Origin of the sequence: Metapseudomonas cellulosilytica, from assembly GCF_049334135.1 — a bacterium.
Taxonomy (GTDB): Bacteria; Pseudomonadota; Gammaproteobacteria; order Pseudomonadales; family Pseudomonadaceae; genus Metapseudomonas.
Map to the genome: position 1 here is coordinate 1 of NZ_JBHZGN010000049.1, position 10,788 is coordinate 10,788.

General features: G+C 67.1%; 10 protein-coding genes. 3 read left to right on the forward strand and 7 right to left on the reverse strand.

Annotation, left to right across the window (positions count from 1 at the left end; genetic code table 11):
- Window positions 1-313 precede the first annotated feature (313 nt).
- Window positions 314-1,156, reverse strand: a complete 843-nt coding sequence (locus ACFW0H_RS29815; protein WP_422917432.1) for an HDOD domain-containing protein — start codon at window positions 1,154-1,156, stop codon at window positions 314-316.
- Between the two features lie 109 nt (window positions 1,157-1,265).
- On the opposite strand from ACFW0H_RS29815, the gene ung reads away from it, so the two are divergent.
- Window positions 1,266-1,961, forward strand: a complete 696-nt coding sequence (gene ung / locus ACFW0H_RS29820; protein ID WP_422917433.1) for a uracil-DNA glycosylase — start codon at window positions 1,266-1,268, stop codon at window positions 1,959-1,961.
- Window positions 1,962-1,973: 12 nt separating this feature from the next.
- Here the strand turns inward: ung and ACFW0H_RS29825 are convergent, their stop codons facing one another.
- The 6 genes from ACFW0H_RS29825 to ACFW0H_RS29850 form a co-directional block, all read right to left on the reverse strand.
- Window positions 1,974-2,834, reverse strand: coding sequence for a DUF6279 family lipoprotein (locus tag ACFW0H_RS29825; protein ID WP_422917434.1), 861 nt, complete (start codon window positions 2,832-2,834; stop codon window positions 1,974-1,976).
- 87 nt (window positions 2,835-2,921) lie between these two features.
- Window positions 2,922-3,944, reverse strand: a complete 1,023-nt coding sequence (locus ACFW0H_RS29830; protein WP_422917435.1) for an AbrB family transcriptional regulator — start codon at window positions 3,942-3,944, stop codon at window positions 2,922-2,924.
- On the reverse strand, window positions 3,937-5,451 hold the full coding sequence (locus tag ACFW0H_RS29835) for a tripartite tricarboxylate transporter permease (RefSeq protein WP_422917436.1): 1,515 nt from the start codon (window positions 5,449-5,451) through the stop codon (window positions 3,937-3,939). Before ACFW0H_RS29835 ends, ACFW0H_RS29830 begins: the two co-directional genes overlap by 8 nt.
- Before the next feature lies 1 nt (window position 5,452).
- The gene (locus tag ACFW0H_RS29840; RefSeq protein WP_422917437.1) at window positions 5,453-5,896 is read right to left on the reverse strand and encodes a tripartite tricarboxylate transporter TctB family protein; all 444 of its coding nucleotides are present in this window, start codon (window positions 5,894-5,896) and stop codon (window positions 5,453-5,455) included.
- 62 nt (window positions 5,897-5,958) lie between these two features.
- On the reverse strand, window positions 5,959-6,933 hold the full coding sequence (locus ACFW0H_RS29845; RefSeq protein ID WP_422917438.1) for a tripartite tricarboxylate transporter substrate binding protein: 975 nt from the start codon (window positions 6,931-6,933) through the stop codon (window positions 5,959-5,961).
- Between the two features lie 37 nt (window positions 6,934-6,970).
- Window positions 6,971-8,236 (reverse strand): OprD family porin, encoded by a 1,266-nt coding sequence (locus tag ACFW0H_RS29850; protein ID WP_422917439.1) that lies wholly within the window; start codon window positions 8,234-8,236, stop codon window positions 6,971-6,973.
- 201 nt (window positions 8,237-8,437) lie between these two features.
- Between ACFW0H_RS29850 and ACFW0H_RS29855 the strand changes: the two genes are divergently transcribed.
- Together ACFW0H_RS29855 and ACFW0H_RS29860 are read left to right on the forward strand one after the other, a co-directional pair.
- Complete coding sequence (locus tag ACFW0H_RS29855; protein WP_422917440.1) at window positions 8,438-9,109, forward strand: response regulator; 672 nt, start codon at window positions 8,438-8,440, stop codon at window positions 9,107-9,109.
- Window positions 9,102-10,487: a sensor histidine kinase gene (locus tag ACFW0H_RS29860; protein WP_422917441.1), complete on the forward strand. Its 1,386-nt coding sequence runs from the start codon at window positions 9,102-9,104 to the stop codon at window positions 10,485-10,487. Before ACFW0H_RS29855 ends, ACFW0H_RS29860 begins: the two co-directional genes overlap by 8 nt.
- Window positions 10,488-10,788: the final 301 nt, after the last annotated feature.

Sequence of the window (10,788 nt, forward strand, 5' to 3'; positions counted from 1 at the left end):
CTCCTCCCCCCCCCCCCCCCCCCCCCCCCCCCGGGCCCCCGGAGCAACGATGGAGCGAGGGAAACGCAGTAACAGCCGAAGGCTGGTCACCCCGGCGCAGCCGGGCCGGATGCAGGGGCAAGCGTTTTGGTTTCTTTTGGGTGGTGCGGCATTCCGACGACTGCCAAAAGAGACTCGCCGGGAGGCGAAACAGGGACTCGCCGTTCGCTCGATAATCAGCTTGGCTCAGGACCCTCTAGCAACATTTAACGCAGACATAGCCAATGAATTCGCCCCTGCAGGGAAATCACCCCAGGTGGCGGGGGTGATCAGGTCAATCCGCCTCCAGCGGCCTGCCCCCCAGCAGCTTCAACCAAAGCGCCACCACCTCCGCCAGTTCCGCCCGCAATACCTGCGGCGCCGGCAGTTCCATGCGCTGGTAAGCGGGCAGCCTGGCCAGGCGCTCATCATTGCGGGGTTCTTCCAGCAACTGGCCGGCCACCTGCACCACATCCGCCAGGTCCACCGGACCCTTGTGCTGGCGGCACCAGTCGCGGCGCAGGCGTGCGCAATCCTGCAGGGCGACGGGCAGTTTCCAGGCGCTCAGCAGCAGCACGCCCAGCTCGGCGGAAAGCTGCTCGCAGAGGCGCTGCAGGTCGACCTCCAGGCGCGACACCTGAGGCCACTGGTGCAGCTCCTTCAGCAGCGGCAGGCTGCCGACATCCTGCAGCAGGCCTGCCAGCAGGGCATCCTCCTCTTTCAGGTGGGGCAGGTGCTGGGCCAGGCCGGCGCTGAAGGCGGCCCGTTGCAGGCTGAGGCTCCAGCGCTTGTTGAAGACTTTCTGCAAGCTCGGCTCGCTGCCGTCGAACAGTTGCCTCAGCTCGAAGGCCAGTACCAGGTTGGCCAGGCGTCGCCCGTCCAGTTGCTGCACCACATCCAGCAGTCTGGAACCCGACTTGATATGGCCGAGCAAGGGCAGGGCGGCGAACCGCATCAGGCGTTCAGCCAGGGCGGGGGAGCTATCCAGAAGTGCGCTGATGTTCTTTTGCGAAGGCTCGTCGGTCGCCAGCAGGCGGCGCAGGTGCCGGGAGGTTTCCGGCATTGGCGGCAGGGCGCCCGGGTCCTTGAGGAAGCGCTCGTAGAGCGCAAGTTTCACGGCGTCGTGGCGATTGTCCATGCGGGCGGGTTCCAGGTGTCCTTGATTGACAAGGGTAGTGGGCATTTCTTAGGGTGCCCGACCATCGGGCGGGAAGCGCCCCGGCAACCGCCATGGAACAGAATGAGCAATGACTGAAAGCGAAGACCGGATCAAGCTCGAAGAGAGCTGGAAAGAAGCCCTGCGGGAAGAATTCGACAAGCCCTACATGAAGGCCCTGGGGGATTTCCTGCGCCAGGAAAAGGCCGCGGGCAAGGTGATCTTCCCGCCGGGGCCGCTGATCTTCAATGCGCTGAACTCGACGCCGCTGGACCAGGTGAAGGTCGTCATCATCGGCCAGGACCCCTACCACGGCCCAGGCCAGGCCCACGGCCTGTGCTTCTCGGTGCAGCCGGGCGTGCCGGCGCCGCCGTCCTTGCAGAACATCTACAAGGAACTCAAGCGCGACCTGAACATCGAGATTCCGTCCCACGGCTATCTGCAGTCCTGGGCGGAGCAGGGCGTGCTGCTGCTCAACACCTCCCTCACGGTCGAGCAGGCGCGTGCCGGTTCCCACGCGGCGGCCGGCTGGCACCATTTCACCGATCGGGTGATCCAGGTCGTCAGCGAGCAGCGTCCGCGCCTGGTGTTCCTGCTCTGGGGCTCCCACGCCCAGGGCAAGGAGCGGCTGATCGACCCCACCAAGCACCTGATCCTGAAATCGGCGCATCCGTCGCCGCTCTCGGCCTACCGGGGATTCCTCGGCAATGGCCATTTCAGCCGCTGCAACAAGTTCCTCGCCCAGCATGGGTTGCAGCCCATCGATTGGCGCCTGCCCGAGGCCTGAGCACCCGGGCGCCTAGCGCGGGTAGCAATCGAGCCCCTTGAGGTCCTCTGCCATTTCGCCGATACGCTCGCGCAGTGCGCTGCGCTGGCGTTGGTCGGCGCTGTTGAACAGGTCGGCCAGCAGCTGCGCCAGGGCCTGTTCCGACGCGGGGTAGGCCTTGCGGTAGGCGGGCGCCCAATGGGACTCGGGCTGTTGCAGCAAGGATGTCAGGCGTTGCGGGAAGTCCGGCCCATGGCGGCCATAGAGGGTATTGCGCAGCTCCTTCTGCCAGCTGTCCCGGTTCTCCGCCCAAACCCGGTTGTAGTCGCCCTGGGACCTGGCCCAAGTGTCGATGCGTGCCTGCTGGCTGGGTCGCAGCGGTCCTAGCCAGTCTTCGACCCGCTCGCGCATGCGCTGGGCCCGTGCCGCGACCTGGTCCTTCACCGACGGGGCGACGTGTTCGGCGCGCAGCTCGGCGTTGCGCTCATCCATGGCCACGTAGAGTTCGCCCATCTGTTGGGGGGACAGGCTTTGGGCCAGGCCCAGTACCGTGGGCGTGATCTCCACCGCGACGTCCTGCAGGGCGTCGCGCACCTGGCTGAACTGGCCGCGCAGGTCCGTCGCCGTCAGCGTCGGCTGCTGGCTGAGCTTGTCCAGTTGTTCCAGCCAGGCGATGTAACCAGGCAGCTGGGTACGGCAGTGCCAGGAAAGATGCTTCTCGAGGCGTGGTTCCAGCCAGCGCTTCTGCCCGTCGTCGAGGCTGACGTAGTTGCTGATCCACCAGGGGATCACCAGGTCGAGGTTGCGGTAGGCCAGGTCGAGGCGGCTGCAGGCGGCCAGCAGGAGGGCAGCGACGAGCAGCAAGGCACGAAAAGGGGCGATGCGTCCGGACATGGCTGGCGTCCCTGGCGGCGATCGGATAGGGGAGAGCATAGGCCGGGATGTGTGCGCCGCCGGTAAAAAAAGCCCGCACGAGGCGGGCTAAGCGTGGGTCTTTTGCTTCTGCCAGCGGCGGAACACCGGCTCGGCGAGGAACAGCACCAGAAGCAGTCGCAATACCTGCAGCGCGGTGACCAGGGGCACCGATAACTGCAGGGCCTCGGCGGTGAGGCTGAGTTCGGCGATGCCTCCGGGCATCATGCCGAGCATCAGCGAGCGGTGGTCGAGTCCGTCCAGCCAGCCGAGCAGTTCGGCCGCCACGGCGGCGAAGGCCATGCCCAGTGTGGTGGCCAGCAGAGTGCGGGCGATGAAGGAAGGTGCGCGGCGGAAGAAGGCGCGGTCGAAATGGCAGCCCAGGGCGCTGCCGATCAGCCACTGGCCGAGCTGGCTGGCGCCTTGTGGCAGGCCCAGTTGCAGATCGAAACCGATGCTCATGGCCGCGCTCACCAGCAGCGGTCCGATCAGCCAGGGATTGGGCTGGTGGAAGCGTTGCATGAGGGTGGCCAGCAGCGCGCCGCCGACCAGCAGCAGGGCCAGCCAGCCCCAGTCCACCTGCGCTGCCTGGTGCTGCACGGCGGGGACGCCGACGAACAACTGAAACAGCGCCGGCACGCTGAGCACCACCAGCAGCAGGCGCAGGCTCTGGCCGGCGGCGACACGGCTGAGCACCGCGCCGTTGCGCTGGCCGAGGTTGACCATCTCGCTGGCGCCGCCCGGCATGCTGGCGAAGAACGCGGTGGCGCGGTCCTCGCCGCTGCGCAGCATCAGGCTGATGCCGATGACGCTGGACAGGGTGGTGGCCACGGCCCCGACCAGGATGATGGCGCTGTTGGCCAGCACCTGGTCGATCACCGCCGGCGTGAAGTGCAGGCCGATGCCGATGCCCACTATCCACTGGCCGCACTTGCGTCCGCCCGGTACCTCCGCCAGCGGCAGGTTGCCGATGCAGCGCACGGCAATCACTGCCAGCAAGGAACCGACCATCCAGGGCAGCGGCCAGCCCACCAGGCTGGCCAGCCAGCCGCCGGTGGCGCCCACCACGGGCGTCAACCACCACTTAGGCATGGGCCACCAGCTTCGCCCTGGCGCGACGCGCACGCACCCAGCGAATGCCCGGCAGGGCCAGCATCAGCGCGGTGAGCATCCAGAGGGCGATGGTGATCGGGCTGCTCCAGAGGATGGCCAGATCGCCGTTGGTGATGGACAGGGCGCGACGCAGGTTGGACTCCATCAGCTCGCCGAGGACGAAGCCGAGGATCAGCGACGACATCGGGAAGTCCATCTTGCGCAGCAGGTAGCCGAACACCCCGAGGGCGGCCATCAGCACCAGGTCGAAGGTGGTGCTGTGCACCGCGTACACGCCCACCACGCTGACGATGGTGATCGCCGGCACCAGGATCCAGGTCGGCACGCTGAGCATGCGCGCGAATACGCCCACCAGCGGAATGTTCATCACCAGCAGGATCACGTTGCCGATGAACAGCGAGGCGATCAGGCCCCAGACCACGTCCGGCTGCTGCTCGAACAGCAGCGGGCCGGGGGTGATGTTGTAGAGGGTCAGGGCGCCGATCATCACCGCCGTGGTGCCCGAGCCGGGTACGCCCAGGGTCAGCATGGGGATCAGCGAGCCGCAGGCCGAGGCGTTGTTGGCCGCTTCGGGGGCCGCCACGCCGCGCAGGTCGCCGTCGCCGAAGCGGCCGGAGCTGCCGGCCATGCGCTTCTCGCTCATGTAGGTGATGGCGCTGGCGATGGTGGCGCCGGCGCCGGGCAGTACGCCGATGACGAAACCGGTTAGGGAGCTGCGCACGCTGCTCCACCAGGTGAAGGTGAACTCCTTGAGGTTGAACAGCATGCGTCCGCTGGCCGTGACCGCCTGCTGGCCGGTGGCGGTGTGTTCGAGCATCAGCAGCACTTCGCTGACGCTGAACAGGCCGATGACCACGATCACGAACTGGATGCCGTCGGACAGCCCGACGCTGTCGAAGGTGAAACGGTAGACACCGGTGGTGGCGTCCACGCCGACAGTGGCCAGGCCCAGGCCGATCAGTGCCGAGAGCAGCGTCTTGACCGGCTTGTCGCCGACCATGCCGCCCAGGCAGGCGATGGCGAAGACCATCAGCATGAAGTACTCCGCCGGGCCGAAGGCCACTGCCCAGTTGGCCAGGATCGGCGCGAAGAGCACCACGCCTATGGTGGCGATGGTGCTGCCGATGAAGGAACTCATGGCCGAGAGCGACAGGGCGATACCGGCCTTGCCCTGGCGCGCCAGCGGGTAGCCGTCGAGGGTGGTCATGATGGCGGCGGCGTCGCCCGGCACGTTGAGCAGGATGGCCGAGATGCGTCCGCCGTATTCGCAGCCGAGATAGACGGCGGCCAGCAGGATCAGCGCGGTTTCCGGCGGCAGGCCGAGGGCGTAGGCCAGCGGCAGCAGGATGGCCACGCCGTTGATCGGGCCCAGGCCCGGCAGCAGGCCGACCACGGTGCCGACGAAGGCGCCGAACAGGGCCACCAGCAGATTGATCGGACGCAGGGCGACATCGAAGCCCTGGGCCAGGAAGTTCAGGGTTTCCATATCAGTTCTCCAGGAATTCCAGCAGGCCCAGGGGCAGCGGCACATCCAGCAGGTAGTCGAACAGGCCGTAGAGCAGCACGGCCATCAGCACCCCGCTGACCAGGCTCGGCAGCGGCCGGCCCTTGAACACCAGGCCCAGGCCGAAACCCGCCAGGGCGGTGCTGAGGACGAAGCCCAGGGGCTCGAAGAGCAGGGCATAGGCGAACAGGGCGCCAACGCAGACGGCGACCCGGCGCGCCAGGGACCAGGAGATCGGCAGATCCTCGGCGTCGCCCGGCTTGTAGAGCAGCCAGAGCGCGGCCGTGGCCATCAGCAAGAGCAGCAGCAGGGGGTAGGCGCGCGGGCCCACCGGGTCATAGCTGAAGGGCGCCTGGAAGCCCCAGGCGACCACGGCGAGCAGGGCGCAGACGAGCAGCCAGACCGCAGCGAAGATTCGTACGTACATGGCGGTTTACCCAGAAGGGGGTTGATCTCCCCTCTCCGCCGGGAGAGGGGGCGGGGGTGAGGCTACTGCGCCAGGCCGAACTCGCCGGCGAGCTGCTTGTACTGCTTCACCTGCTCGAACACGTAGGCCTTCAATTGGTCGCCGGTCAGACTCAGGGGGAACAGGTCACGCTGTTCGCGCAGCTTGGCGAAGTCCTCGCTGGCCAGCAGGGTGTCGAACTGCTGCTTCCACCAGTTGAAGTCCTCGTCGCTGACCTCCGGGCCCATGTAGAAGCCGCGGATCACCGGCCAGACGATGTCGTAGCCCTGTTCCTTGGCGGTGGGGATGGCCGCCAGCTTGCCCGGCAGGCGCTGGTCGGACAGCACCGCGAGGATGCGGATCTTGCCGGCAGCCAGTTGCGGAGTGATCTCGCCGAGGCCGCTGCTGGTGACCTGGACATGGCCGCCGAGCATGGCTGTGAGGGTTTCGCCGCCGCCCTCGAAGGCGACGTAGCGCAGCTTCTGCGGGTCGATGCCGGCGGCTCGGGCGATCAGCGCGGTTTGCATCCAGTCCTGGCCGCCAATGGTGGCGCCGGCGCCGAAGACGATGCCGGCCGGGTCTTGCTTCACCGCTTCCACCAGGTCGCTCAGGGTCTTGTACGGGGAGTCGGCACGCACGGAGATCGCGCCGTAGTCGGTACCGATACCGGCCAGCCAGCGCACGGCGTTCTCGTCATAGCGGCCGAACTTGCCCTGGGCCAGGTTCAGCAGGGAACCCGAGGAGAAGGCGGTGATGGTGCCGGCGTCCTTCGGGCGCTGGGCCACCACCGCGTTGTAGGCCACGGCACCGACGCCGCCCGGCATGTAGGTGACCCGCATCGGCGCCTTGAGCAGGCCGCCGTCCTTGAGACCGCTCTGGGCCAGCTTGCAGGTCAGGTCGAAGCCGCCGCCGGGCTTGGCCGGGGCGATGCATTCCGGGCGCTTGGGCTCGGCCAACAGCTGGGTGGACAGCAGCAGGCCGGAGGTGATCAGGGCGATGCGGGAGAGGGTGGTCTTCATCGATTTTCTCCTGTGGAGTCTTATTTTGGTTCAGGCATCACCAGATCGGCAGGGCATAGCTGACGATCAGGCGCAGTTCATCCGCATCGCGGGCGAAGTTGGAGCGGAATCCGGCGTGGCGGGCGCGCAAGGTGAGGTTCTTCAGGCTGCCGCTGGGCACCACGTACTTGAACTCGACGTCGCGTTCCCACTCGCGGCCCTCCTCGGTGCTGCGGGCGACTTCGGCGTGGTCGCTGGTGACGTAGCGGGTCATGAAGCTCAGGCCCGGCACGCCCATGGCGGCGAAGTCCAGGTCATAGCGGGCCTGCCAGGAGCGCTGGTCGGCGTTGGCAAAGTCGTTGATCTGCACGAAGTTGACCAGGAAGGGGTCGCTGCCATCGATGTAGGCGTAGCCGGTGTCGCCGCTCATGCGCTGGTAGCCCAGGCCGACCTTGTGGCTGCCCTGGCCGTAGCTGAGCATGCCGTTGAGGGCGCGGTTGTCCACGGTGCCGGCCTCGGCGCGGCCGCTGTCGTCGCTGATGGCGTAGCGCAGGTCAGCGCTGAGGGTGCCGGCGCCCAGGGGCTGGCTGGCCAGGAGGCCGAAGAAGTGCTGACGGTACACCTCGTCCAGTTCGGCGAAGTAGTAGCGGCCGGTGTAGTGCTCGCTGAAGGCGTAGTCCAGGCCGCCGAGATCGTAGTGATCACCCGTGGCGGCCGCTGCGAAGCGCTTGTTCTTGTTGTTGATGGCCAGGTCTTCGGAATTAGTGGAGGCGCGGTCCTTGACCTCCGATAGGCGCCCGCCGGTGAAGGTCAGCTTGCTGATTTCCTTGGAGGTGAGCAGGCCGCCCTCGAAGACCTGGGGCAGGATGCGGCTGTCGCTGGCCTTCACCACCGGCAGTTCGGGGATGTGAGTACCCAGGCGCAGCTCGCTCTTCGAGGCGCGGACCTTGGCGGTCAGGCCCAGCTTGCTGTACTCGTCCGGCGTGCCGCCGTCGTCCTGTACCGGCAGCAGGTCGGTGCCGCTACGGCCTTTTCCGGAGTCCAGCTTGACGCCGAGCATGCCGAGCGCGTCGAGGCCCAGGCCGACGGTGCCTTCGGTGTAGCCGGATTCGACGTTGAGGATGAAGCCTTGCGCCCATTCTTCGCGCTTGTTCTGGCCGCTGCCGTCGCGGTAGTCGCGGTTGAGGTAGATGTTGCGGGCTTCGAGGGTGGCCGAGCTGTCCTTGAAGAATTCGGCGTGGGCCTGGGGGGCGAGGGTACAGCCCGCAATGGCGAGGCTGAGGATGCGAACAGGGGGCAATGCCCGCCGTACGGCAGTTTGCATCGGGTGGTCTCCATTGTTGTTCTTGTAGGCCGGCTCAACCACTGGCCGGCTTTTTATGGGTGGTTCTTGCCACCCTGTCGCGATGCTATGCAGTGAAACTTTCGCCAGGCTTTCAGCGTGAAAGAAAGTCGGCGCGACGTTCACAAGGGGCGACGGGCCGTTAAACTTCGGAACGATCGCTGCCAATTCGGAGACCTTGTCGTGCGAATCCTGCTGGTCGAAGACCATCCGCAACTTGCCGAAAGCGTTGCCCAAGTGCTCAAGGGCGCGGGCTGGACGGTGGACGTGCTGCATGACGGCGTGGCCGCCGACCTGGCCCTGGCCAGCGAGGACTACGCCCTGGCGGTGCTGGACGTGGGCCTGCCGCGCATGGATGGCTTCGAGGTGCTGGCGCGCCTGCGTGGGCGCGGCAAGACGCTGCCGGTGCTGATGCTGACCGCCCGTGGCGAGGTGAAGGACCGGGTCCATGGCCTCAATCTCGGCGCAGACGATTACCTGGCCAAGCCCTTCGAGCTGTCCGAACTGGAGGCCAGGGTCAAGGCGCTGTTGCGTCGCAGCGTGCTCGGTGGCGAGCAACAGCAGCGTTGCGGGGCGCTGGTCTACGACCTGGGTACCCGGCGTTTCAGCCTCGACGACGAGAACCTCAGCCTGACCTCCCGTGAACAATCGGTGCTGGAGGCATTGATCGCCCGCCCAGGCCGGGTGATGAGCAAGGAGCAACTGGCGTCCCAGGTATTCGGCCTGGACGAGGAAGCCAGCCCGGACGCCATCGAGATCTACATTCACCGCCTGCGCAAGAAGCTGGAGGGCAGTGCGGTACGCATCGTCACCTTCCGTGGCCTGGGTTATCTGCTGGAGAGCCAGGATGCGTGAAGCCGGCAGTCTGCGCGGGCGGCTGCTGCGCCGCCTGGCGCTGATGCTCGGCGCCCTGTTGCTGATCGCCAGCCTGAGTTCCTACTGGAACGCCCGCGGTGCCGCCGATACCGCCTATGACCGCACCCTGCTGGCTTCGGCCCGCGCCATCGCCGGCGGCCTCTACGAGGCCGACGGGCGCCTGAAGGCCGACGTGCCCTATGTGGCGCTGGATACCTTCGCCTACGACATCGCCGGTCGCATCTTCTACCAGGTGCTCGACCCGGACGGGAAGCTGGTATCGGGCTACGACAACCTGCCGCCGCCCCCGCCGGGGACCCGACGCACCGACGACTACCCGGCCCTGGCGCGGTTCTACGACAGCGAGTACCAGGGTGTGGGCGTGCGGGTGGTCAGCCTGCTGCAACCGGTGAGCGAACCGCGGCTCAACGGCATTGCCGAGATTCGCGTGGCCGAGACCGAAAGCGCCCGCGAACGGCTGGCCCGCGGGCTGCTGGTGGACAGTTTGTGGCGCCTGGTGTTGCTGGTGGTGGCGGCTCTTGTGCTGGTCTGGCTGGCGGTGAGCGCCGCGCTGCGCCCGCTGAACAAGCTGCGCCTGGCGGTAGAAGAGCGCCAGGTCGACGACTTGCGGCCCCTGCCGGAAGTCGCCGTGCAGCGCGAGTTGCGGCCGCTGGTGGATGCCCTGAACCAGTTCACCGAGCGCCTGCGCAGTCTGTTCCAGCGCCAGGCGGACTTCATCGCCGATGCGTCCCACGAGTTGCGCACGCCGTTGGCGGCCCTCAAGGCGCGGGTCGACCTCGGCCTGCGCGAGCAGGACCCGGCAGTGTGGCGCGCCACCCTGGAGGAAGCGGCGCAGAACACCGATCGCCTGACCCACCTGGCCAATCAGCTGCTGTCCCTGGCGCGCATCGAGAGTGGCGCGCGGGCCATCGCCGAGGGCGGCGCCGAACGCATCGAGCTGGGCCAACTGGCCCGCGAGCTGGGCATGGCCCTGGCTCCGCTGGCCCATGCGCGTGGTGTGGCGCTGGCCCTGGAGGCCGAGGACCAGGCCTGGGTGATGGGCGAACCGACGCTACTCAACGAACTGCTCTGCAACCTGGTGGACAACGCCCTGGCGCACACGCCCAAGGGCGGCAATGTGGTATTGCGAGTGCGCTCGCCGGCGGTGCTGGAAGTGGAGGATGACGGCAGCGGCATCCCGCCCGAGGAGCGCGACAAGGTGTTCCAGCGCTTCTACCGGCGCAGTGTGCAGGGCCGCGGAGCGGGGCTGGGGCTGGCGATAGTCGGTGAAATCTGCAGCGCCCACCAGGCGCAGATCAGCCTGCATGACGGCGAAAGCGGCGGATTGAAGGTGCGGGTGAGCTTTCCACCGGCGTGAGGTGTGCCGTGTGGATGGGGTCTTTGTGGGGGCGAATTCATTCGCCAAGGGCGGCGCAGCTGCCCCTCCGAACCCCCTAGGGCGAACCTGCGGTCCGCTTGGCGATTGAAATCGCCCCTACAGGGGGCAATCACGGCGCCAGGAGCCCGGCTCCGCATCGCCGGTGGATCGGTAAAGCGTGATCCACCCTTGTATCTCGACTAGCGTCCTTTCAAAGAGCGATAGTCCCCGACTGATCATCGGGGGAGGGTCAGGAAGCCGTATCCACCCTTAGGCCTCGAGCTTGCGACGTAGATAGTGC

Bases quoted from the DNA above. Each gene is read 5' to 3' on its own strand.
- ACFW0H_RS29815 (WP_422917432.1), bottom strand. From the start codon at position 1,156: ATGGACAATCGCCACGACGCCGTGAAACTTGCGCTCTACGAGCGCTTC.
- ung (WP_422917433.1), top strand. From the start codon at position 1,266: ATGACTGAAAGCGAAGACCGGATCAAGCTCGAAGAGAGCTGGAAAGAA.
- ACFW0H_RS29825 (WP_422917434.1), bottom strand. From the start codon at position 2,834: ATGTCCGGACGCATCGCCCCTTTTCGTGCCTTGCTGCTCGTCGCTGCC.
- ACFW0H_RS29830 (WP_422917435.1), bottom strand. From the start codon at position 3,944: ATGCCTAAGTGGTGGTTGACGCCCGTGGTGGGCGCCACCGGCGGCTGG.
- ACFW0H_RS29835 (WP_422917436.1), bottom strand. From the start codon at position 5,451: ATGGAAACCCTGAACTTCCTGGCCCAGGGCTTCGATGTCGCCCTGCGT.
- ACFW0H_RS29840 (WP_422917437.1), bottom strand. From the start codon at position 5,896: ATGTACGTACGAATCTTCGCTGCGGTCTGGCTGCTCGTCTGCGCCCTG.
- ACFW0H_RS29845 (WP_422917438.1), bottom strand. From the start codon at position 6,933: ATGAAGACCACCCTCTCCCGCATCGCCCTGATCACCTCCGGCCTGCTG.
- ACFW0H_RS29850 (WP_422917439.1), bottom strand. From the start codon at position 8,236: ATGCAAACTGCCGTACGGCGGGCATTGCCCCCTGTTCGCATCCTCAGC.
- ACFW0H_RS29860 (WP_422917441.1), top strand. From the start codon at position 9,102: ATGCGTGAAGCCGGCAGTCTGCGCGGGCGGCTGCTGCGCCGCCTGGCG.